General features: G+C 35.8%; 22 protein-coding genes. 17 read left to right on the top strand and 5 right to left on the bottom strand.

The window, feature by feature from the left end; translation table 11 throughout:
- The first annotated feature begins 104 nt into the window (after positions 1-104).
- The 3 genes from LPB89_RS00895 (at position 105) to LPB89_RS00905 (ending at position 2903) form a co-directional block, all read left to right on the top strand.
- On the top strand, positions 105-1073 hold the full coding sequence (locus tag LPB89_RS00895; RefSeq protein WP_230699857.1) for an electron transfer flavoprotein subunit alpha/FixB family protein: 969 nt from the start codon (positions 105-107) through the stop codon (positions 1071-1073).
- 165 nt (positions 1074-1238) lie between these two features.
- On the top strand, positions 1239-1862 hold the full coding sequence (locus LPB89_RS00900; RefSeq protein WP_127337866.1) for a bifunctional nuclease family protein: 624 nt from the start codon (positions 1239-1241) through the stop codon (positions 1860-1862).
- A gap of 189 nt (positions 1863-2051) precedes the next feature.
- Positions 2052-2903, top strand: a complete 852-nt coding sequence (locus LPB89_RS00905) for a thymidylate synthase (RefSeq protein ID WP_230699858.1) — start codon at positions 2052-2054, stop codon at positions 2901-2903.
- Positions 2904-2933: 30 nt separating this feature from the next.
- Here LPB89_RS00905 and LPB89_RS00910 read toward each other — a convergent pair whose 3' ends face one another.
- Positions 2934-3230 (bottom strand): isoamylase early set domain-containing protein, encoded by a 297-nt coding sequence (locus LPB89_RS00910; RefSeq protein WP_230699859.1) that lies wholly within the window; start codon positions 3228-3230, stop codon positions 2934-2936.
- Positions 3231-3474: 244 nt separating this feature from the next.
- Between LPB89_RS00910 and LPB89_RS00915 the strand changes: the two genes are divergently transcribed.
- The 4 genes from LPB89_RS00915 to LPB89_RS00930 all read left to right on the top strand — a co-directional run bounded on the left by LPB89_RS00915 (position 3475) and on the right by LPB89_RS00930 (position 6363).
- The gene (locus LPB89_RS00915) at positions 3475-3846 is read left to right on the top strand and encodes a 2TM domain-containing protein (protein WP_230699860.1); all 372 of its coding nucleotides are present in this window, start codon (positions 3475-3477) and stop codon (positions 3844-3846) included.
- A gap of 11 nt (positions 3847-3857) precedes the next feature.
- Positions 3858-4340, top strand: coding sequence for a dihydrofolate reductase (locus LPB89_RS00920; RefSeq protein WP_230699861.1), 483 nt, complete (start codon positions 3858-3860; stop codon positions 4338-4340).
- A 564-nt stretch (positions 4341-4904) separates the two neighbouring features.
- On the top strand, positions 4905-5636 hold the full coding sequence (ubiE, locus tag LPB89_RS00925; RefSeq protein ID WP_154338938.1) for a bifunctional demethylmenaquinone methyltransferase/2-methoxy-6-polyprenyl-1,4-benzoquinol methylase UbiE: 732 nt from the start codon (positions 4905-4907) through the stop codon (positions 5634-5636).
- 1 nt (position 5637) lies between these two features.
- Positions 5638-6363 (top strand): porin family protein, encoded by a 726-nt coding sequence (locus LPB89_RS00930; protein WP_230699862.1) that lies wholly within the window; start codon positions 5638-5640, stop codon positions 6361-6363.
- Positions 6364-6372: 9 nt separating this feature from the next.
- On the opposite strand, the gene LPB89_RS00935 is transcribed toward LPB89_RS00930, so the two are convergent.
- Positions 6373-7101, bottom strand: coding sequence for an RNA methyltransferase (locus LPB89_RS00935; protein WP_230699863.1), 729 nt, complete (start codon positions 7099-7101; stop codon positions 6373-6375).
- 37 nt (positions 7102-7138) lie between these two features.
- On the opposite strand from LPB89_RS00935, the gene LPB89_RS00940 reads away from it, so the two are divergent.
- The 8 genes from LPB89_RS00940 (at position 7139) to LPB89_RS00975 (ending at position 16205) form a co-directional block, all read left to right on the top strand.
- On the top strand, positions 7139-9694 hold the full coding sequence (locus LPB89_RS00940; protein ID WP_230699864.1) for a BamA/TamA family outer membrane protein: 2556 nt from the start codon (positions 7139-7141) through the stop codon (positions 9692-9694).
- 60 nt (positions 9695-9754) lie between these two features.
- Complete coding sequence (gene fbaA / locus LPB89_RS00945) at positions 9755-10822, top strand: class II fructose-bisphosphate aldolase (RefSeq protein WP_127337875.1); 1068 nt, start codon at positions 9755-9757, stop codon at positions 10820-10822.
- 74 nt (positions 10823-10896) lie between these two features.
- Positions 10897-11751, top strand: a complete 855-nt coding sequence (accD, locus tag LPB89_RS00950) for an acetyl-CoA carboxylase, carboxyltransferase subunit beta (protein ID WP_042566115.1) — start codon at positions 10897-10899, stop codon at positions 11749-11751.
- Positions 11752-11914: 163 nt separating this feature from the next.
- Positions 11915-13705 (top strand): hypothetical protein, encoded by a 1791-nt coding sequence (locus LPB89_RS00955; protein ID WP_230699865.1) that lies wholly within the window; start codon positions 11915-11917, stop codon positions 13703-13705.
- A gap of 127 nt (positions 13706-13832) precedes the next feature.
- On the top strand, positions 13833-14168 hold the full coding sequence (locus LPB89_RS00960; protein WP_230699866.1) for a hypothetical protein: 336 nt from the start codon (positions 13833-13835) through the stop codon (positions 14166-14168).
- Between the two features lie 58 nt (positions 14169-14226).
- A complete protein-coding gene (locus LPB89_RS00965) occupies positions 14227-14688 on the top strand; it encodes a hypothetical protein (protein ID WP_230699867.1) in 462 nt (153 codons plus the stop codon).
- 289 nt (positions 14689-14977) lie between these two features.
- Positions 14978-15595 (top strand): hypothetical protein, encoded by a 618-nt coding sequence (locus tag LPB89_RS00970; RefSeq protein WP_230699868.1) that lies wholly within the window; start codon positions 14978-14980, stop codon positions 15593-15595.
- Between the two features lie 190 nt (positions 15596-15785).
- The gene (locus LPB89_RS00975; RefSeq protein WP_230699869.1) at positions 15786-16205 is read left to right on the top strand and encodes a helix-turn-helix domain-containing protein; all 420 of its coding nucleotides are present in this window, start codon (positions 15786-15788) and stop codon (positions 16203-16205) included.
- 102 nt (positions 16206-16307) lie between these two features.
- Here the strand turns inward: LPB89_RS00975 and LPB89_RS00980 are convergent, their stop codons facing one another.
- From LPB89_RS00980 to LPB89_RS00990, 3 genes are all read right to left on the bottom strand, one after another.
- Positions 16308-17192, bottom strand: a complete 885-nt coding sequence (locus LPB89_RS00980) for a cupin-like domain-containing protein (protein WP_230699870.1) — start codon at positions 17190-17192, stop codon at positions 16308-16310.
- A gap of 299 nt (positions 17193-17491) precedes the next feature.
- Positions 17492-18538: an NAD(P)-dependent alcohol dehydrogenase gene (locus tag LPB89_RS00985; protein WP_230699871.1), complete on the bottom strand. Its 1047-nt coding sequence runs from the start codon at positions 18536-18538 to the stop codon at positions 17492-17494.
- A 99-nt stretch (positions 18539-18637) separates the two neighbouring features.
- Complete coding sequence (locus tag LPB89_RS00990) at positions 18638-19885, bottom strand: ABC transporter permease (RefSeq protein WP_230699872.1); 1248 nt, start codon at positions 19883-19885, stop codon at positions 18638-18640.
- Between the two features lie 165 nt (positions 19886-20050).
- Here LPB89_RS00990 and purH point away from each other — a divergent pair, with 165 nt between their 5' ends.
- Complete coding sequence (purH, locus tag LPB89_RS00995; protein ID WP_230699873.1) at positions 20051-21577, top strand: bifunctional phosphoribosylaminoimidazolecarboxamide formyltransferase/IMP cyclohydrolase; 1527 nt, start codon at positions 20051-20053, stop codon at positions 21575-21577.
- Positions 21578-21631: 54 nt separating this feature from the next.
- Positions 21632-22660 (top strand): rod shape-determining protein, encoded by a 1029-nt coding sequence (locus LPB89_RS01000; protein ID WP_007804822.1) that lies wholly within the window; start codon positions 21632-21634, stop codon positions 22658-22660.
- Positions 22661-22769: the final 109 nt, after the last annotated feature.

Genomic DNA, 22769 nt, shown 5'->3' on the forward strand with positions numbered 1-22769 from the left:
AATCTAAAACTCAACATTTGATTCACTTCAAATCTAAAATCAATAATCATTTTAGATTTCAATTTTTAAAATCTGAAATCTAAAATCTAAAATCTAAAATTATTATGTCAATATTAATATATGCAGAATCTGCAGAAGGAAAATTTAAAAAAGTTGCTTTTGAATTAGCTTCTTATGCTAAAAAGGTAGCTGAATCTTTAGGAACAACCGTAACCGCTTTAACTATAAACACTAGTGATGTAAGCGAATTATCAAAATACGGAGTTGATAAAGTATTGAAAGTAAACAATGACAAATTAGCTGGTTTTACGGCTAAAGCTTACGCTGATGTAATCAAACAAGCGGCTCAGAAAGAAGGAACAAAATTAGTTTTACTATCTTCTACAACAGACAGTATCTACCTTTCTTCACTTGTGGCTGTATCTCTGGAAGCTGGTTTTGCTTCCAATGTGGTTGGTTTACCAGTGAGCACTTCACCATTTCAGGTGAAAAGAAATGCGTTCTCGAACAAAGCTTTCAATATTACACAAATCGACACGGATGTAAAAGTTCTTGGTCTGGCTAAAAACTCGTACGGAATTTTCGAAAGCGCAGGATCTGCAACAGAAGAAGATTTTAATCCTACGATCGGTGATAACGATTTTGGCGTAAAAGTAGAATCTGTAGAAAAAGTAACCGGAAAAGTTTCTATCGCTGATGCTGATGTAGTAGTTTCAGGAGGCCGTGGATTGAAAGGTCCTGAGAACTGGGGATTAGTGGAAGATTTAGCGGCTGTTTTGGGCGCTGCAACTGCCTGTTCTAAACCAGTTTCTGATTTAGGATGGAGACCTCACAGCGAACACGTTGGCCAAACAGGAAAACCAGTTGCAACCAATCTTTATATCGCAATCGGTATTTCGGGAGCAATCCAGCATATTGCGGGTATTAACTCCTCAAAAGTAAAAGTAGTAATCAATAATGATCCTGAGGCTCCTTTCTTTAAAGTAGCTGACTATGGTGTTGTAGGTGATGCTTTTGAAATTGTACCAAAATTGATTGAGAAATTAAAAGCCTTTAAAGCACAACACTCTTAGAAATAAAATTCTCTATAAAAATATAGCTGCCTAAAAACAAGATAATCGTATCTTTGTTTTAGGTAGCTTTTTTGTTCCATATTTTTTGATTAAAATTGCACCTTTATTTTTCAATCAAAAAAAGTATTAAAATGAGGCATTAATTGCCCTTTTTTACCCACATATATGAGTCTAGTAAAACTATCCATAAAAGGAATATCGTACAGTCAAACTCAAAATGGCGCTTATGCCCTTATTTTGAATGAAGTTGATGGCGAAAGAAAACTTCCGATCGTAATTGGTGCTTTTGAAGCCCAGTCGATCGCTATTGCCTTAGAAAAAGAAATAAAACCTCCACGCCCGCTGACACACGATTTATTCAAAAACTTCGCTGAAAGATTTGATATTGTAGTGAAACAAGTTATTATCCATAAACTTGTCGACGGTGTTTTTTACTCCAGCTTAATCTGTGAAAGGGATAAAATCGAAGAAATCATCGATGCCAGAACATCTGATGCCATAGCTTTGGCATTGCGTTTTAATGCTCCTATTTTTACGTATAAAAACATCCTGGATAAGGCTGGAATTTATCTGAAATCAAATTCTGCAGAGACAGATCAGGGCGCTCAGGAAATAGATGATGTGTTATCAAATCCGGAGACTTTTGGACGTGAGGAAGAAAGCAACCAATCCGGTGATGTGTATGCAAAACACAGCCTGCAGGAATTAAACGATCTTTTAGATCAGGCAGTTTCTCAGGAAGATTATGAAAAAGCAGCAAAAATCAGAGACGAAATCTCGAAACGTTAACGCATTACATTATAGAATGCATTACGCTATAAGCTTTAGGCAGTAAGCAAAGGAGATTAAAGATCAATGTAAGCAGCAAGCTTAAAGCTTAAAGCCTACAGCATAAAGCAAAAGCAAACGAGATTAAAGATCAAACTGTAAGCAGCAAGCTTAAAGCTTAAAGCCTACAGCATAAATCATAAAGCAATCATGAAGCAATACTTAGATTTAGTAAAACATGTTTTAGAAAACGGCAACCAAAAAGGAGACCGTACAGGAACCGGAACAAAAAGTGTTTTTGGATACCAGATGCGTTTTGATTTAAGTGAAGGTTTCCCAATGGTTACGACCAAAAAATTACACTTAAAATCGATCATTTACGAATTGCTCTGGTTTTTAAAAGGCGATACCAATATTAAATATCTACAGGAAAACGGAGTTAAAATCTGGGATGCCTGGGCCGATTCAAACGGAGATCTGGGACCTGTTTACGGACATCAGTGGCGTAACTGGAACAGTGAGGAAATCGATCAGATTTCGGAATTAATTACGGAATTAAAAACAAATCCGAACAGCAGGAGAATGCTTGTTTCCGCATGGAATCCTTCAGTTTTACCCGATACAAAAAAATCATTTGAAGAAAATGTAGCCAACAACAAAGCTGCATTGCCTCCGTGCCATGCTTTTTTTCAGTTTTATGTGACGAGCCCCGATATTGAAAAAGGAGAAACGAAAGGAAAATTATCGTGCCAGCTATACCAGCGAAGTGCTGATATATTTTTGGGAGTTCCGTTCAACATTGCTTCTTATGCGCTTTTAACCATGATGATTGCACAGGTTTGCGATTTAGAGTATGGTGAATTCATTCACACTTTTGGAGATGCGCATATCTATAACAATCATTTTGAACAATTGGAATTGCAATTGACGCGTGAACCGAAACCATTACCAAAAATGATTTTAAATCCGGAGATCAGGAATATTTTTGATTTTGACTATAATGATTTTACACTTTTAGAGTACGAGCCGCACGCCGGCATAAAAGGAAGTGTTGCCGTATAAGATATAAAATCCGCTTTTTAGCGGATTTTTTTATACTACTAATACACTGTTTTCACTTCCTGCAAAATCATTCCATTTATAGGAATCTGCTTCCGGTTCATTAACGTAAGTCCCGTCGATTACGTATTTGAACTCGTAAATGGCATCCTTAACCAGATCATAGGTGGCTTTAAAAGTTCCGTTTTTCAATTTACTTAAAGTCCCTTCTTCCGCGTTCCAGTTGTTAAAATCTCCCACGACAGCTGCCGCACTGGCATCTTTGGCATCAATTGAAAATGTAACTTTACAAACTGGCTTTGTTTTTACAAATTGTTTCTTTAACGACATAACTATTTAATTTTTAGATTGATACACCTAAATTACACAAATTAACAAGAACATTCCATACACACATATGCGATTTGTGATAATATCAAAAAGGCGTTATTTTTTTAGCCGTATTCCTAATTAATACTGCCTTAAATTTTGGATTTCAGATTCTTAGCTCCATTTAAAGTAAATATTCCCGGCTTAAAATATTGTGATTTCAAAATAAATTCTAACTTTATAATCTTATTATTTTTTAGATCTTATGGAAAAAGAAGTGCACGAGCAATATGAATATGCCAGAAGGAGAATGAGACAAAAGAAAATACTCTATTTCCATTTTGTTTTATTTCTTTTAGGCAGCTTATTTTTATTTATTGCGAATCGGTTTTTTGGATTTGGCACCAATACGACTGTTACCGCTAATGCTACCAATAATACTCAAAATTGGTGTATCTGGGCCATAACAATATGGTTTTTCATTTTTATCCTGCATTTTATAAAAGTCTATATTACGGACAGATTTATGAATAAAGGCTGGGAAAGAGAGCAAATTGACCGGCTTGTTGCCTTACAGCAAAAAAGGATCAGCCAATTAGCATCAAAAATAAACGAGGATAACGAAAACAAAATTTAGTTCAGCATACCATGATTATAATGATAGCGGCTGTTGCCGAAAACAATGCCCTTGGAAAAAACAATGAATTGGTCTGGCACCTGCCAAATGACTTTAAAAGATTCAAAGCATTAACGACCAACCATTATATTATAATGGGCAGAAAGACTTTTGAGAGTTTCCCAAAACCATTACCCAACAGGACCCACGTGATTGTAACGCGTCAAAAAGACTATAATCCCGAAGGCTGCATTGTTGTGGATAGTATAGAAAAAGCAATTGCAGTATGCCCTGATAACGAAGATTCGTATATAATTGGCGGAGGCGAGATCTATAACCTGGCCCTGCCATATGCAGATATTATTGAAATAACTAAAGTGCATCATACTTTTGAGGCTGATACTTTTTTTCCGAAAATCAATAAAAACGAGTGGGAACTGGTTGAAGCCGAAACGAATTTCAAAGATGAAAAACATCAATACGATTATACTTACGAAACTTACATTAAGAAATAAAAAAAAACATCCTCAGTTGAGGATGTTTTTAGTTAAAGTGATTTCCGGTTTGGACTTTTCAAGAGTAGAATTGGGTAAAAAATAAAAATCAACTGGCGTGATTGTTACAACATATACTAATTCTTTTGAGATCTGATCTCAAAAGGTCTTTACTACCAAATACCACGAAGGCGTAAAGACAAGAAAATTAAAATTTCCAAAAACAAATTTAATCCTAAGAACGTGTTTGCACTTTAAAATAAAATATTGTTAACCACAACAATATTTGAAAAACTACTCAAGAACAAATTACAACCAGTGCAGCAGCATTCATTTGGTTTAAGTCACTAAATAACCGGCAATCATATAATCATTAAACTATTATTACATTACAAAATTGATCATAAATTCTTACATCGGCAATACCCACTTACCGTGATTTTTTTTAAATACCGGATTTCCGTGATAGCCCAAAAAAAAAGAATCCCCTTCAGAAATATCTTTTTCCAAAACATTTGATTTACAAATTAAAAAACTGAATTACAGTTAAAGAAGATTTGTATTATATTTGCGTAAATAAAAAAAATGTCTGAAAAAATAACTCCGTATAAAAATTCTTCATTAGGCAAAAAAGAACAAGTTGCCCAAATGTTTGATACGATCTCCGGGAACTATGATAATTTAAACCGCGTAATTTCATTTGGTATTGATATTAAGTGGCGAAAAAAGGTATTAAAAATAGTTTCTGACAAAAAACCGAAAATCATACTTGATATTGCGACTGGAACCGGTGACCTTGCTATTTTGATGGCACAGACGAATGCCGAAAAAATTATAGGTCTTGATATTTCGGCAGGAATGCTTGAAGTTGGAAAAAAGAAAGTAGAAGAAAAGAAATTATCGAATGTTATTGAATTAGTTTTAGGCGATTCGGAAAACATGCCTTTTGGGGACAATTATTTTGATGCCATAACAGTGAGTTTTGGAGTTCGCAATTTTGAAACACTTGAGAAAGGCTTTGCCGAAATCTTAAGAGTTCTGAAGCCAAATGGCGTCTTTGTAATTCTTGAAACTTCGGTTCCGGACAAAACACCTTATAAACAAGGATATAACTTTTATACCAAAAACATACTTCCGTTAATAGGAAAACTGTTTTCAAAAGACAATTCGGCTTACGGATATTTATCCGAATCTGCTGCAGCTTTTCCTTATGGAGAAGCCCTGAACAATATTTTACGAAAAATTGGGTTTATAGATGTTGTGGCTATGCCTCAAACTTTTGGAGTTGCAACCATTTATTCTGCTTCTAAAAAATAGTATGAAAAAAACAGTAATCTTAATTTTATTAGTCTTAACGACAAAAGGATATTCGCAATTTGCTAAAAACATGTTTAGCAAAGACCCTATTATTAATCTCGAAAACTGGCAAAAACAACGCCTTTACTTCGGTTATTATCTGGGCTTTAATAGTTTCGACTTTAAATTTGATTATAAAAATCCCGTTCCTGTTCCTCCAGGTGCGGATATTCAGGTCAAGAAAACTACCGGTTTTAATGTTGGTGTTGTTGCTGATTTAAGATTGCAGGAATATATCAATTTGCGATTTGAACCAGGATTGTATTACACAAAGCGTGATTTATATTTCCCAAATATAGAGTTGAAAAACGAATATTTACGAGAAGTAAGCAGTACTTATATTCATTTTCCCTTATTATTAAAATTCTCGTCCTTACGTACCGGAAATATTCGTCCGTATTTAGTTGGAGGCATGTCGACTACGCTAAATTTATCCAGTAATTCAAAATCTAAAGACGATAACTTTGAAGGAAAATTCAGGGTTAAACCATGGACTGCGGCTTACGAACTTGGCTTTGGAATTGATATTTTCTCGGAATATTTTATTTTCTCACCGTCTATCAGAGGAATGTTTGGTATAACAGACGAATTAATTCGCGACAATCCGGCTAACGGCCCGAGTCAATGGACAGATAACATCGATTCCATGAAATCAAGGGCGATTTTAATAAATTTTACTTTTCATTAAAACAAAAGCCTAACTATTTCGTTTAAATTCACTAAGAATAATTGCTGTTGCGGTAGCTACGTTCAAACTTTCGGTTTTTTGTAGTTCGCCGAACCTTGGAATTGTGAGTCGGCTCGTCACCATTTTTTCAATCTCTTCAGAAATGCCATTGGCTTCATTACCCATAATAATGATTCCGTTTTGTGGCAGATTAGACTGATAAATGTTTTCTCCGTCCATAAAGGTTCCAAAAACAGGCAACTTTGTTTTTGTCATAAACGTTTTCAAATCGACATAATTTACATTTACCCTGGTGATAGAGCCCATTGTGGCCTGTACTACTTTTGGATTGTAAATATCAACGGTTTCCTTAGAGCAGATAATCTGCTTAATACCAAACCAGTCGCAAAGACGTAAAATGGTCCCTAAATTTCCGGGATCACGAATATCGTCCAGTGCCAGAATTAAGCCGGTATCGGTAATTTTATTTTCGGAAGGCATTTTGAAAACCGCTAAACACGAATTCGGAGTTGATAACGCACTTATTTTTTTAAGTTCCTGCTCATTAATAAGCGTACGTTTTGAAGACTGAACGGCCTCAAAATCATTTTGGGTGGTGTATAAATGTTCTAATTCAAAGTTGGATTGTAAAAGTTCCTGAATTACTTTTACTCCTTCTGCAAAAAATAATTGATTTGCAAAACGTTGCTTTTTTTGATGTAAACCTGATATAAGCTTTATTTGGTTTTTACTAACCATAAAATAATGTACTTTTGAATTAAATATTTAATATCACTTGAAAAAGAATTCCACAAAAATACTAGCATTTATTCTAATAGCAATACTTATTTGCGCTTGTAATGCTGTAAAAAGAGTTCCGGACGGAAAAAGCCTTCTTACGAAAAACACTATTCTTGTAAATGGAAAGTCTACAAATGATGAAACGGCATCCAATCAGATGTACCAAAAACCAAATGGTACTTTGCTGGGATACAAATTACGTCTGAATTTATACAACTTAGCCAACTTAAATCCGGATTCTACCTACCAGGCAAAATTCAAAAATAATCCGGGCTTATATGAGCGCCAGGCAAAAATATTATCTGCCAAGCAGGTAGACCGTCTTGGACAGTCTTTTCTATACAAGGGGATTCATGAATTTTTGAAAAATACGGGAGAGCCACCGGTTATCATTGATACCACGAAAACAAAAAAATCTTTATTGCGTCTGAAATTTTATTATTTCAACAATGGTTATTTTAATGTAAAAACTAATTATGATATCGACAGTACAGGCCATAAAAAAGCCAAAATAAATTACAATATCACTACAGGCCCGGCTTTTCTTCTGGATTCCATAAGAACCAGTATTATGACTCCGGCTTTGGATTCATTATACAAAACCAATAAGGAACCTTCCTTATTAAAATCAGGAAACCAATACAAAACCACCGATTTTGAAGACGAGAAAAACCGTATCACCACTTATTTCAGAAATCACGGTGCGTATTTCTTCCAGCCTACTTATGTGACTTATGACATTGATACCATTGGCAAAAAAAACAAAGCCGATGTCAATTTAATCATCAACAACAATACTATTCAGGAAAGGGATTCCAGCAGAACAGAACCCTTTAAATTATACAAAATAAGCGATGTAAATATCTACACTGACTATTCACCGGCCAATTCGAAAACTCCGATCAAAGACAGTACGACTTACAACAACTTTAATTTGTACAGTTATAAAAAATTAAAATACAAACCGCGAGCTATTACAGATGCCGTTTTTATTTCGAAAGGAAGCACTTTCTCCGACACCAGAACAACGCTTTCTTCACGCTATTTAAACAATCTGAAGATTTTCAATTATCCGTCGATACAATATGAAGTAGACAAACGGGACCCACTGGGAGAATCGCTGATTGCGAATGTTTTTTTAACCCCGAGAAAAAAATACAGTTTTGGTGCCAGTTTAGATTTAACGCATTCCAATATTCAGGATTTTGGAATCGGTGCCAGTATTTCGGAAACGATCCGAAACGTTTTTAACAGGGCGGAAACCTTAGAGATTTCAGCACGTGTAAATGTGGGATCATCAAAAGACATGGCCAATCCGAATAATAATTTCTTTAATGTTTCGGAATATGGTCTTGACATGAAATTAAATTTCCCGAGGATTCTATTGCCTTTCGGAACCGAAAAAATTATTCCGAAAAGAATGATTCCGTCCACAAGTATTTCGAGCGGTTTTTCCAAACAAAGGAACATTGGTCTCGACAAAGAAAATTTCACAGGAGGACTTGCCTACAACTGGTCACCTAAACGAAACAATACTGCAAAACTGGAATTGCTGAACGTTCAGTTTGTACGCAATTTAAATCCGGGCAACTATTTTAACGTTTATACATCCTCGTATAATGAACTGAATAATATTGCCAGCACCTATAACATAAACCCTGACAATCTGAATGACGATAATAATCTGATCATAACAAAAGGAACCGCCGGTTTTACCGATGATGTTATAAACGGACGAACTGCTTTAACACCCGGGAATTCAGACTACAAACAGGTCGAGAGCATTGAAGAACGAAGAGTTCGTCTAACGGAGAATGATTTTATTCTGGCCACCAGTTATACGTTCACCAAAACGACCAAAAAAGATTTGGCTGACAATACTTTTTATCAGTTTAAAACAAAACTGGAGTCTGCCGGTACTTTACTGACCGCCATTTCAAACGTTGCCAATTTACCGAAAAACACCAGTGGCAATTACGAAATATTCAACCTGGAATATTCCGAATACATAAAGACCGAATTTGATTATATCAAGCACTGGGATTTTGGGAAAGAAAAAGTATTGGCCGTAAGAAGTTTCTTTGGAATCGCAATTCCGTTTGGAAATTCAAATTATATTCCGTTCTCCCGAAGTTATTATTCCGGGGGATCAAATGATAACCGTGCCTGGCAGCCGTACTCATTAGGCCCGGGAACTACAAATGCTTCCAATGACTTTAATGAGGCGAATATGAAAATTGCCCTTAGCGCCGAATTCCGCTTTAAAGTTTTTGGAGACGTGAAAGGAGCTATCTTTGCAGATGCCGGAAATATCTGGAATGTGCTCGATAATGTCATCGATGAGAAAGCGAAATTCTCTGGCGTAAACGATTTAGCTGAAATTGCTTTAGGTTCAGGATTTGGATTACGTTACGATTTAAGCTTCTTTGTTATTCGTTTAGATTTAGGCTTCAAGACCTATAATCCGGCGCATGACGAAGGAAATCGTTGGTTCAAAGAATACAATTTTGGCCACTCGGTTTTAAATTTTGGAATAAATTATCCGTTCTAATGCTAATTAATTCTTATTTTTGCAACCTAAAAACTAAAAACAACTATAAAAAAAATTACAATGGCACACAATATTAAACCAGGAGTAGCTACAGGAGATCAGGTTCAGGAGATTTTTAATTATGCGAAAGAAAAAGGATTTGCACTTCCGGCAGTAAATGTTACGGGTTCAAGTACAATCAATGGAGTTCTTGAAACTGCAGCTAAACTAAACGCTCCGGTTATCATTCAGTTTTCAAACGGTGGAGCTCAGTTTAACGCTGGTAAAGGATTATCTAATGCAGGTGAAAAAGCAGCTATCGCTGGTGGAATCGCAGGCGCAAAACACATTCATACTTTAGCAGAAGCTTACGGTGCAACTGTAATTTTACACACTGACCACTGTGCAAAAAAACTGTTACCCTGGATTGATGGTTTATTGGATGCATCTGAAAAACATTTTGCAGAAACAGGAAAACCATTATTCAGTTCTCACATGATCGATTTGTCTGAGGAGCCAATCGAAGAAAATATTGAGATCTGTAAAGAATATTTGGCAAGAATGAGCAAAATGGGAATGACACTGGAAATCGAGCTTGGAATTACAGGTGGTGAAGAAGATGGTGTTGACAACTCTGATGTAGACAGCTCAAAATTATATACACAACCGGAAGAAGTAGCTTATGCTTACGAAGAATTATCTAAAGTAAGCCCTAAATTTACTATTGCAGCCGCTTTTGGAAACGTTCACGGTGTTTACAAACCAGGAAACGTAAAATTAACTCCGAAAATCTTAAAAAATTCTCAGGATTTCGTTCAGAACAAATTCAACACGGGTCATAATCCGGTAGATTTCGTTTTCCACGGAGGTTCAGGTTCTACACTTGAAGAAATCAGAGAAGGAATTAGCTACGGAGTGATCAAAATGAATATCGATACCGATTTACAATTTGCCTATACAGAGGGAATTCGTGATTATATGGTTAAAAACATTGACTATTTAAAAACACAAATCGGTAACCCTGAAGGTGCTGAAGCTCCTAACAAAAAATATTATGACCCAAGAAGATGGGTACGTGAAAGCGAAGTAACATTCAATACAAGACTGGAGCAGGCTTTTGCAGACTTAAACAATGTGAATACACTATAAGTAAAAGTTTAAAGTTTCAGGTTTCAGGTTTCGCAACTTTAAACTTTAAACCTGAAACAACAAAAACAATAAATATGGCTTGGTTTAAAAGACAGGAAAAAGGGATTACGACCGCTACAGAAGATAAGATGGACGTTCCGAAAGGATTGTGGTACAAATCTCCAACGGGAAAAATTATTGATGCTGACGAATTGGCCAGAAACCTATTTGTGAGTCCGGAAGATGATTTTCACGTAAGAATTGGAAGCGCAACCTATTTTGAGATTTTATTCGACAACAATGAGTTTGTTGAATTAGATAAAAACATGACTTCTAAAGATCCCCTGCATTTTGTGGATACAAAAAAATATGCGGAAAGACTGAAAGATGTGATGGAGAAAACCCACCTTAAAGACGCTGTGCGTACCGGAGTGGGAAAATCGAAAGGAAAAGAACTTGTGATCTGCTGTATGGATTTTGCCTTTATTGGCGGGTCTATGGGAGCTGTTGTAGGGGAAAAAATTGCAAGAGGAATTGATCACGCGATCAAAAACAACATGCCTTTTGTAATGATTTCAAAATCAGGCGGAGCCCGTATGATGGAAGCGGCTTATTCGTTAATGCAGCTGGCTAAAACCTCTGTAAAACTGGCACAGCTTGCAGAAGCAGGATTACCGTACATTTCTTTATGCACAGATCCTACCACCGGAGGAACGACTGCCTCTTACGCCATGTTGGGAGATATTAATATTTCTGAGCCGGGTGCTTTAATTGGTTTTGCAGGTCCGCGTGTGGTTCGTGATACGACAGGAAAAGATTTACCGGAAGGTTTCCAGACTGCCGAATTTCTTTTAGAACACGGTTTCCTTGATTTTATTACGCCAAGAAAAGATTTAAAGGATAAGATCAACTTGTATATTGATTTAATTCAGAATAATAACATCAGATAGTTTCTATAAACTTCTAAAATATCAAACCCGACAGCCTTAAAACTGTCGGGTTTCTTTTTTATTAAAAAAATTAGAGCCGCATTTTGTTTGTAGCTTTTTTTTTATAAATTAGCTGCCTATATACCCCCTATAAGCCAAATTTGTAATTTATAAAACCATTTATATGCCAACCAAAAAAATCATCCCGTTTATTAAAACAGTGGTGTTTGCCATTGTATTATGTCTTTCAGGCTGCAGCAGCGAGTCAGGACTAACAGAAAATACCGATCAAAAAGGTGCAGTAATGCTTCATAAAAATTATGAATTCCTTAGATCTAGGGAATCGCTTTTTAAGGTGATCACCAACTCAGAAACTCAAAAATCAACTTCCAAAAGAACCGTTCAGGCTTTGGATTTTAAAATCTTTACCGAGAGGCTGACCTATGTAAAAAATGACGAACAAGCCAAAGAATCGTTTACGTTTTACATTGAGCGAAATAATTATTCCCCTGCCAGCAACACGATTGAGAACCTCATCCTGACCAAACGATTTAACGAGGAGGAATACAAAGCCTACATCATCACTTATTTCTTTCCTGATGGGATCGCGAGTGAGCATAAAAACTTTAAAGTAACGGGGTTTAAAGCCGTAAATAGTGAAACCTTTTCTTTTAACAATTTGACTTCTAAGTCGGCCTGTGAAAATACATACGAGTATACTGTAATCGAAACTGCACATAAGTGCTACAGCGGAGCCCATTCCGGATCTTCCGAAGCAGCCAATTGCGAGGGCAAAGGTTCTTTGCCGTACTCGACGTATCAGGTTGTAGCCTACCAAATTGCCTCTTGCGGAGAAAGCATGGGAGGCGGTGGTATGGGCGGAGACCAAAGTGGTGCCGGCGGCGGCGGCGGCGGCAGCACTCCGGGCAGCGGTGGCGGTGCCCCGGTAGATACCGGAATATCGTTGCCTCCTTCTTGTCAGTCTGTAGATTGTGAGGTGCCGATACTGGCCAATGACATCAACGTATTATTAGGAAATACACTTAATTTTGAGCAATTAACCTTTTTATTCAACAATGATAATATTGCTAATGAAGTAAAAAATTACCTGGATCAGAATACTAATGCTGCGGCGAAAGCGCTTACGACTCAAATAATAGGGGCCATGGTAGCGAATCCCGGTTTAAAGATTAATTTTACCGCCTCTGTAAATTCACCAATGAATATTGATATATTGGCTATTACAAACGCGACTACTGAAGGGAAAAAGTTTATTGAAGTTTATGATGCTTTGACGAAATCTCCGGAGTTTAAAAAACTATTTATTGATACGTTTGCGGAAAGTAAGCGATTTAATGTGAAATTCCAGATTGGAAGTATTAGCAGCGGAGCAGGAGGCACTACAGATACTAATTTATTAAATCCAACAACCAACATTATAACTATTGATCCCAATTTTATAAAAAATAACAGTAAATTAATTGTTGCAAAAACCATTTTACACGAATGCATACATGCATTTTTGAATGTAAAACTCTGTGACGCTGGAAGTGGCATGGCAATACCTAATATTAATAATATGGAATTTTATAATATTGTTAACCAGAAGTACAATGGTTTCACAGCTACACAAAATCAACACGATTTTATATATAATAATATGATTCCCACGATGAAAACTGTGCTTGCAGAGATAAAAAATATTTTGGTTTCAAATTCAGAAAGTAAATCATTGCAAGAATTAGTTTTTCATCCAGTGTCTCCGACTCAGGACGTTTATTTCAATTGGGATGATTTTTATAAAAACATATCACTTTCTGGATTACAAGATTGCGCTTTTTTTAAGTCTGAAATAGGGACTTTAGTACATAATCCTCAAACAGGAGAAAACATCCCTACAAATATAATTGACCAAGTCAAAATGAATTATTATAATCAATATCAAACTTATGTTAGACTCTACCTTTCAAAATAGAAACTTCTTTTATTTCGTTTTAAGTATTTTATTCTGTCTGTCCGTTAAATCAAATGGACAGGATATTAAAAAGATAAAAGAATCTGATACCGTATATTTCTATTTCAAAAACGATAATTTAAATCAAATGAAGGGTTTAAACAACATTGTAAACAGAGACAATTACAATTATTACTTTTATTTTGATGTCGAGAATACAAAAATAAGGCAAGATTTAACTCTGGTGAATAATTATAGGATTACACCGGAAGTAAAGTTTGAAAAAAAATCATTTCTAAAGAAAAGAAGGGACATTACCCTCAATTATAATTTTCTTAAAAAATTAGGGTTTCGTGAAAGTGAAATACTCCTTTTAGAAAAGAAGAAAATATACTTAATTGATCATGATAATATTTGCCGTTCTAAAATCAAAATAGTAGAAGTAAAAATGGTTGACAGAAGCAGTCTTATATCAATTGAATAATCTATGGAGTTTTTTATAGCCTATTAGCATAATGAAATTGATCGATAAAATAAAACAGATGAAAAAGCTAATTATTTTACTGTTTATTACAAATATTGGATTCAGCCAGAATATTGACCATGTTAAACAGCTAGACACTATTTATATTGCATTTAAAAAACATGAAAATGAAAAAAAAGAGGTTTACGCTGCGAACTTCAGACGCTATAGTTTTTTGTTAAAAACAGAAGATGGCAAAACTAAACAAATTGTATTTGAGAAACCTGACATAAAAGATTCTTTAACTAATGAAGGTGATTCCAAAAGCTATACAAAAATTAAAAATCAATCTTTTTTACGAAAACATAAAAAGGATATTATTGGAATTGATTTTTTTACAGACTTAGATAGAGAATACATTGCATGCAAGCTGCTACGTGCTCCGAAAGTACTTTATATAATAGATTACACCGAAAAGAAGAAAAGGAAAATCATTCTTTACAGAGTCTATTTATTAGATTTTTGTCCCGTGTATGAGTGACAAATAAAATAAATTATTTAAGCTATATGAAATACATTTTAATATTGATATGTTTCTGCTCTTGCAGCAAAAACTCATATGAAAAGTTTAGTTATACCAAAAGTAATAATCCATGGATAACTGCCTATAAGGACAATATTTTTTTCGCTTGTATTAAAGAAAGCTATAAAAACGATTCCATTTATCAACTAATAGAACAAAAAGATGCATAATGGTCAACCTTGACAACGCCAGCACGAAATTGAATAATTCATCTTTTTTTATATCTTTATTTTAAATCTTAGTGTTTATGAAAAGAGTATTTGTTGCTTTATTATTTTGTTTAGCTCTTTTGAACTGTGCTAAAAAAGAAGAAAAGATTGTTGAAAAAAATATTCCCTATATAATTTCTCAGGAGAATCGCGAAAAAATCATTGGTAAAGACACTATTCCACCTATGCCTCCCATTCCCGGCTGGCTTGTTTATGGAACAGATACTTTTATTATAGATTCAGACACCACAATATACTATTTTCAAAGGAATGAAATAGGGATGATCTGCGGAACTCCAACAGCGGATACAATTCCATACTTTATTAATTTACAACCCAGAGGCTTAATTTTACTTTCAAATAAAAATATTTACGATTTTATCAAATTGAATTATAATGATAATTTCCGTAACATAACTTGTATTGCCTCAAACTCCGACACAGTAAATTCTAAAGCATTTTTTGACTTACGCAAATCTTTGAACTCTTTTACGAAATTTCGGGACCGTTTATTTATACGAAGAACAACACAAGAAGAAGATACTGTTTTGAAATATAAGCGTAACAACGAGTATTATTATTCGGAGGATATTAAATGGGACAAAAATAGAATTGCCTTTCCATTCATAAAACCAAAAGTGAATTTTTCAAATTAAATTCTTAAGATTCTGGGATATCTTAAATTTTTCTCCGTCAATCAGTAATTGTGCGAATAATTACATTTTTGCTTTATACACCGTAAGTAATCATTTCACCCGAAAAGAACCCAAAAAAGTAACTTACAAAAGCAAAGCTGTTTTTTACCAAAGGCATTTTTTTCTAAAGCAATATAAATATCTTTGGATTATGAACACAGCAATAAAACCAAATCATATCGGGCAAAAAATCAGCCGTATTCGTGAACGGAAAGAAATGAAACAGGAAGCCCTTGCTAAAGCTTTAGGAACCGACCAAAAGGCAATTTCGATTATCGAGAACAGCGAAACTATAGACGAGGAAAAACTTAAACAAGTAGCAAAAGCGCTTGGCGTAAGTGTTGCAGCGGTAAAAAACTTTACAGAAGAAAATATGATCAGTTATTTCAATAATTTTTATGACAACAGTAGTGCTGTCAATAGCTTTATCGCTAACCCAAGTCACTGCACATTCAACGCATTAGATAAAATAATGGAAATGGCAGATGAAAACAGAAAATTGTACGAACGTTTGATACAGTCAGAAAAAGAAAAGAATGAATATCTGGAAAAACTGCTAAAAGTAAAATAAGCTTTTTCGAAACCCATGAATTTTAATAAAAAATCCCGAGGAAATTTTTCCCCGGGATTTTTTACTTTGGCCTGTCCAAAAATGATATCGCTAAAGCTGTACTTATTTTTTAGGTCTGCCTTTTTTTAATTCTTTTTCGGCTATGGTGAAGGCTAGTTTCTCACGCCATATCGCATAACGTTCCCTGAAAACTATTTTTACAGCGCTATCTACCGCGCCATGCAGGAACAAACTCCAGACGCTGGCCATTTTGCGGGTTATGGAACTGTCCCACGCCCGAAGACTCAGTGAAAAAGAGCCGTCAATATACCGCATCCAGTGCCACATACCGGTGGGCATGAATAAGGTGTCTCCGTGTTCCAGGAAAACTTCATAACCTTCGACGCCTTTCAGGGCTGGGAATTTTTCAAAATCAGGGTTGGAAACATCATATTCTTCTAAAGCATACGTTGTATTGGGAACACAATAGAGCCTTTTTTTCCATTTATAGTCAAACAATATAACCTGTTTTCTTCCTCCAAAATGGGTGTGAAAAAGATGGGGCAAATCGATATCATAATGTAAAAATGTGATGGCCTCAGAGCCTCCGAAAAACATGGCAGGCATACTTTCTATAAACCCTCCCATTAATTCTTTTGGCACTTTTACATCCTGAACCAATTCAGGTTTGTGCTTGAAAAGATTGAAGAAAAAAATACGCAGTTGTGTGGGCTCCCTTTTTATTAAATCAAGATAATCGCCAAATTTCATCGTGGCAATCGAAGCATTAATTACTTTTTTGGGATCTGCCTTGGAGTTGTCAACGAGTTTTACCTCAATATCGCCTGCAATTTCCTTAAAATAATCGGTGGTCCATTTTTCTCTTGCCGGCCAGTCTTTTGTTAACCCTTTTAGGATCAAAGGCTTTTTTTTATCTAAATAGTTCTTCTTAAAATCTTGTCTGGAAATAGACTCAACAACATCGACAGGTTTTAGTATAAAGCTCATTTTTTTCCCAATTTAAATTGTCCGTTTCTCAAAATTATCTAATTATTTCCTATCCATAACATTCACATTAAAATAGCACAAAAGAAAAACAGACGATCTTCCTGCCAAATAGCTTCAAGAGGGTCAACTCTTACATTCAAAAGCATCAAGTTTTCCAGTCCTTATATTTCAGAACCAGACCATTTAAATCAAAAAAACCGAAGAAATATTCTCCGGTTCTTGCGATATAGTTCTGAAATTAAATCGCGTAAAGAGGCAAAAAACCTTAGAACCTTAGCCACTCAGCACCTTAGAACCTTTTATTTAAGCGAAGCCATATCAATCACAAAACGATATTTTACATCACTTTTATTCATACGCTCGTAAGCTTCATTAATGTACGACATATCGATGATTTCTACATCTGACGTAATATTGTGTTCGGCGCAGTAATCAAGCATTTCCTGCGTCTCTTTGATTCCGCCAATCAAACTTCCAATAATGCTTCTTCTTTTCATGATTAACGTAAAAACAGGAATTTCTGCCGGTGCCGGAGGTGCTCCCACGACAATCATCGTTCCGTTTGTTTTTAGTAAATTCAGATACGCATTGTGATCGTGTTTGGCCGAAACGGTATTTAAAATAAAATCGAAGCTGTTCGCTAATGATTCCATGGTCTCCGGATTTGAAGTCAGAGCGAAATGATGTGCCCCTAATTTTTTGGCATCTGCTTCTTTAGACGGGGAATGACTTAACATGGTCACTTCAGCCCCAAAGGAAACCGCAAATTTTACGGCCATATGTCCCAAACCCCCTAAACCTAAAACGCCTACTTTATGTCCCTTGCCTACTTTTAAATAGCGCAACGGAGAATACGTAGTGATTCCGGCACATAATAAAGGCGCTACTCCTTTTAAATCTAATTTTTCAGAAACGTGAAGGGTATAATTTTCATCGACGATAATACTGGTCGAATAACCGCCTCTGGTTGGAATATCGGTTCCTCTTTCGACGCTGTTGTAAGTTTGCGTCATTCCTTCGTCACAAAACTGCTCCTCACCTGCCTGGCAGCTCGGACAAGTTCTGCAGGAATCCACAAAACAGCCTATTCCGGCTAATTCTCCCACTTTAAATTTCGAAACCTCACTTCCAACAGCAACAATACGGCCGACAATTTCGTGTCCCGGAACTAACGGGTAATTCACCGGTCCCCATTCTCCTTTTGCCGTATGAATATCAGAATGGCAAACACCGCTATACAGGATTTCTATCTGAACCTGATGAGCACCAACTTCTTTTCTTTCAAACGTATAGGGTTTTAACGGATTTTCTGCATCATATGCTGCATAAGCTTTTACTGGTATCATGTTATTATATTTTAATTAAGCTATTAAAATTACAATAAATTCTCCATCAAAATAAAATTTGAAGTGGTAAAAAAAGATGATTTTTTTTAGGGTCTGAATTTACATTCCGGTCCTGATGGCTTCCACCGGATCTAAATTTGCAGCCGAAATTGCCGGCAGAATTCCCGAAATCAATCCGATAAGTGCAGCCAGGCTGGTTCCTAAAATTATGTTTCCGAAACTTAAGACGAATTCAAAATCCAATACTTTGGTCAATATAACCGAAATCCCCCAAACCATCAGCAATCCGATGATTCCTCCGATCACCGATAAAATAATGGCTTCGAACAAAAACTGAAATAAAATAAACCTGTTTTTAGCCCCTAACGACTTCTGGATTCCGATAAGATTGGTACGTTCTTTTACAGATACAAACATGATATTGGCAATACCGAAACCGCCAACCAAAAGCGAAAAGCCACTGATAATCCAGCCCACCACATTCATCTGGCCTAAAATCCCGTCAATAAAATCGGTAAACCCTGAAAGTACATTAACAAAAAAATTATCCATTTCACCCGCTTTCATTCCACGGATTCCTCTTATTTTTTGGGCTACTTCGGCTTTGTAGGCATCCATATCAACCCCTTTTACCGGTTTCAGAACAATTACGGGTGTCATTGAATCGTTGTCGCCATACATTCGGCGTAAAAAATTGGCCGGTAAATAAACGGAAGTATCATTACTATCGCCAAACAGACCTGCACCCTGTTTGGTTATCACGCCAATTACGGTAAAACGTTGCCCGTAAAGCCTGATATTTTTCCCAATGGGATCCATCGTCCCAAAAAGACCCTGTGCAATTTCATATCCCAAAACAATAACCGCGGTTCCTGAATTTGATTCTGATTCGTTGTAAAACCTTCCTTTATCAAAACTTAGTCCGTCAATATCAACCATCTCAAAGGAAGAAGGCACAATATTGACATCGGCAACGGTCTTGGAATCGTATTTTAAACTTTCATGATTGACAAAAAGCTGATAACCGACCTGTTGTGTGTTGTTAAGCGAATTTTTTAAGGCAATGTACTCGTCATATTTTACGTTTGGGAACTGTTCTCTTTTCCATTGCGGAATTTCGGAAGGCCCAAAACAATATTTCATCAAATAAATTGTATTTTTATCTAAACTGCTCAGGTCTTTAGAAATTTTACGGTCTAAAGAATCTACTGCAGCAAGTACCGCAATAATCGAAAAAATACCGATTGTTACACCAAGTAATGACAATAACGTACGCAATTTGTTATTCCGTAAAGCATTTATGGCAAAGCTTAAACTTTCTTTTAGCAACCTTAGATAAACAATCATATTTTTGTATTTTTCAATAAAGTAAAATTCAATAATTTAAAAACAAAAACCTAACAAAAGTTAAGTTACTCATCAGTAGATTTTTTTACCATAATGTTACATTAATTTTCTTTAAAATAATATTTAAAAAAACTACTTTTGCAGTCTGAAAATCATAACTACACAATGAGCACAACTAAAACAATACAATCGGCGTTAATATCTGTTTTTTCGAAAGATGGACTGGAGCCAATCGTTAGAAAATTACACGAACAGAATGTAACACTTTATTCAACCGGAGGAACTGAAGATTTTATCAAAAATTTAGGTATTCCTGTAGTTCCGGTTGAGGACATCACTTCTTTTCCTGAAATTCTTGGCGGAAGAGTAAAAACCCTGCACCCGAAAATTTTTGGAGGAATCCTGAACCGTCAGGATAACGAAAGTGACGTTCAGCAAATGAAGGAGTTTGATATTCCTCAGATTGATTTAGTGATAGTTGATTTGTATCCGTTTGAAAAAACAGTTGCTTCAGGTGCCAGCGAACAGGATATTATTGAAAAGATTGATATTGGCGGAATTTCATTAATCCGTGCCGGTGCCAAAAATTTCAAAGACACTGTAATTGTAGCTTCGGTAAATGAATACAGTCTGCTTCTGGATTTGATTACAGAACAAAACGGAGCAACAACCCTTGAAAACAGAAGATTGTTTGCTACAAAAGCGTTCCACGTTTCCTCTCATTATGACGGTGCTATTTTTAATTACTTCAATACAGATGAAACCATCTATAAAGAAAGTATTGATAACGGCCAGATTTTACGTTATGGGGAAAATCCACACCAAAAAGGCTTCTTCTTCGGAGATTTTGACGCGATGTTCAAAAAAGTGCACGGAAAAGAATTATCATACAACAACCTGCTGGATGTAGATGCTGCCGTAAACTTAATTAATGAGTTTAAAACTGACGGGCCTACTTTCGCTATTTTAAAACATAACAATGCTTGCGGTTTAGCTTCAAGAAAAACGATCAGCGAGGCTTACTTAGCCGCTTTGGCTTGTGATCCTACCTCTGCGTTTGGCGGAGTTTTGATTGCAAATACTAAAATTGATCTGGCTACTGCTCAGGAAATCAATAAATTATTCTGTGAAGTGGTAATCGCTCCAAGTTATGACGACGAAGCTATTACGGTTTTACAGGAAAAGAAAAACAGAATCATATTAGTTCAGAATGAAGTTGAATTGCCTTCAAGACAAGTGAGAACATGTCTTAACGGTTTGTTAATTCAGGACAGAAATAACATTACGGATACTAAAGAGCATTTAAAAACCGTTACTACTACAGCGCCGACCGCTCAGGAAGTAGAAGATTTGATATTTGCTTCGAAAATCTGCAAGAACACCAAATCGAATACGATTGTTTTTGCTAAAAACGGAACATTAATCTCGTCAGGAACGGGTCAGACCTCAAGAGTTGATGCTTTAATGCAGGCTATTGACAAGGCTAAAGCTTTCGGTTTCGACCTGACAGGAGCTTCAATGGCAAGTGATGCATTTTTCCCTTTTCCGGATTGTGTAGAATTAGCCAAAAAAGCCGGAATAACCGCTGTTATTCAGCCGGGAGGATCAATAAAAGACGAATTAAGCATAAATTATTGCAACGAAAATAATCTTGCAATGGTATTTACAGGAACACGTCATTTTAAACATTAATTTGTTTAACTTTGTTCAAAATAATTTATAACATTTTAAACCCCTAAAAAACTTATGGGATTTTTTGATTTCATGACCGAGGATATTGCGATAGACCTTGGTACCGCAAACACTTTAATCATACATAATGATAAAGTTGTTATTGATAGTCCGTCAATCGTTGCACGTGACAGAATATCAGGCAAAATCATTGCAGTTGGTAAGGAAGCCAACATGATGCAAGGTAAAACGCATGAAAACATCAAGACCATAAGGCCTTTGAAGGACGGTGTAATTGCCGATTTTGATGCTTCGGAAAAAATGATCAATATGTTCATTAAAAGTATTCCGGCATTGAAAAAGAGAATGTTTACTCCCGCTTTAAGAATGGTAGTATGTATTCCTTCCGGAATTACTGAGGTTGAAATGCGTGCCGTAAAAGAATCTTGTGAACGAGTAAACGGAAAAGAAGTGTATCTGATTCATGAGCCAATGGCAGCTGCAATTGGTATCGGTATCGATATCATGCAGCCAAAAGGAAACATGATTGTTGATATTGGTGGTGGAACAACTGAAATTGCGGTTATTGCATTAGGCGGAATTGTATGTGACAAATCTGTAAAAATTGCAGGTGACGTTTTCACAAATGATATTGTGTACTACATGCGTACGCAACACAACCTTTTTGTTGGAGAAAGCACTGCTGAGAAAATAAAAATTCAGATTGGAGCTGCTATTGAAGATTTAGACGGCCCACCGGAAGATATGTCAGTTCAGGGTAGAGATTTACTTACCGGTAAACCTAAACAAGTTGACGTTTCGTACCGTGAAATCGCCAAAGCATTAGACAAATCAATTCAGCGTATAGAAGATGCCGTAATGGAGACTTTATCACAAACTCCTCCGGAATTAGCCGCCGACATTTACAACACAGGTATTTATTTAGCAGGTGGCGGATCGATGTTAAGAGGTCTTGACAAACGTATTTCACAAAAAACAGATTTACCGGTTTACATTGCCGAAGATCCATTAAGAGCTGTTGTTCGCGGGACCGGAATGGCACTTAAAAACATTGCAAAATTCAAAAGCATCTTAATAAAATAAGATTCAAAATAAACAATTCCTATATTTTTATTAGAGTCAGATTGAATCATTTGACTCTAATAAAATTTGAACCTAATAGCATATCCTGAAACAAAATAACCGAACAAGA

The organism is Flavobacterium sp. ENC, from assembly GCF_020991415.1.
Classification (GTDB): Bacteria; Bacteroidota; Bacteroidia; order Flavobacteriales; family Flavobacteriaceae; genus Flavobacterium.

Bases quoted from the DNA above. Each gene is read 5' to 3' on its own strand.
- LPB89_RS00960 (WP_230699866.1), top strand. From the start codon at position 13,833: ATGAAGGGTTTAAACAACATTGTAAACAGAGACAATTACAATTATTAC.
- LPB89_RS00930 (WP_230699862.1), top strand. From the start codon at position 5,638: ATGAAAAAAACAGTAATCTTAATTTTATTAGTCTTAACGACAAAAGGA.
- LPB89_RS00975 (WP_230699869.1), top strand. From the start codon at position 15,786: ATGAACACAGCAATAAAACCAAATCATATCGGGCAAAAAATCAGCCGT.
- accD (WP_042566115.1), top strand. From the start codon at position 10,897: ATGGCTTGGTTTAAAAGACAGGAAAAAGGGATTACGACCGCTACAGAA.
- LPB89_RS00920 (WP_230699861.1), top strand. From the start codon at position 3,858: ATGATTATAATGATAGCGGCTGTTGCCGAAAACAATGCCCTTGGAAAA.
- LPB89_RS00985 (WP_230699871.1), bottom strand. From the start codon at position 18,538: ATGATACCAGTAAAAGCTTATGCAGCATATGATGCAGAAAATCCGTTA.
- fbaA (WP_127337875.1), top strand. From the start codon at position 9,755: ATGGCACACAATATTAAACCAGGAGTAGCTACAGGAGATCAGGTTCAG.
- LPB89_RS00965 (WP_230699867.1), top strand. From the start codon at position 14,227: ATGAAAAAGCTAATTATTTTACTGTTTATTACAAATATTGGATTCAGC.
- LPB89_RS00955 (WP_230699865.1), top strand. From the start codon at position 11,915: ATGCCAACCAAAAAAATCATCCCGTTTATTAAAACAGTGGTGTTTGCC.
- LPB89_RS00970 (WP_230699868.1), top strand. From the start codon at position 14,978: ATGAAAAGAGTATTTGTTGCTTTATTATTTTGTTTAGCTCTTTTGAAC.
- LPB89_RS00990 (WP_230699872.1), bottom strand. From the start codon at position 19,885: ATGATTGTTTATCTAAGGTTGCTAAAAGAAAGTTTAAGCTTTGCCATA.
- ubiE (WP_154338938.1), top strand. From the start codon at position 4,905: ATGTCTGAAAAAATAACTCCGTATAAAAATTCTTCATTAGGCAAAAAA.
- LPB89_RS00900 (WP_127337866.1), top strand. From the start codon at position 1,239: ATGAGTCTAGTAAAACTATCCATAAAAGGAATATCGTACAGTCAAACT.
- purH (WP_230699873.1), top strand. From the start codon at position 20,051: ATGAGCACAACTAAAACAATACAATCGGCGTTAATATCTGTTTTTTCG.
- LPB89_RS00895 (WP_230699857.1), top strand. From the start codon at position 105: ATGTCAATATTAATATATGCAGAATCTGCAGAAGGAAAATTTAAAAAA.
- LPB89_RS00910 (WP_230699859.1), bottom strand. From the start codon at position 3,230: ATGTCGTTAAAGAAACAATTTGTAAAAACAAAGCCAGTTTGTAAAGTT.
- LPB89_RS01000 (WP_007804822.1), top strand. From the start codon at position 21,632: ATGGGATTTTTTGATTTCATGACCGAGGATATTGCGATAGACCTTGGT.
- LPB89_RS00905 (WP_230699858.1), top strand. From the start codon at position 2,052: ATGAAGCAATACTTAGATTTAGTAAAACATGTTTTAGAAAACGGCAAC.
- LPB89_RS00935 (WP_230699863.1), bottom strand. From the start codon at position 7,101: ATGGTTAGTAAAAACCAAATAAAGCTTATATCAGGTTTACATCAAAAA.
- LPB89_RS00980 (WP_230699870.1), bottom strand. From the start codon at position 17,192: ATGAGCTTTATACTAAAACCTGTCGATGTTGTTGAGTCTATTTCCAGA.
- LPB89_RS00915 (WP_230699860.1), top strand. From the start codon at position 3,475: ATGGAAAAAGAAGTGCACGAGCAATATGAATATGCCAGAAGGAGAATG.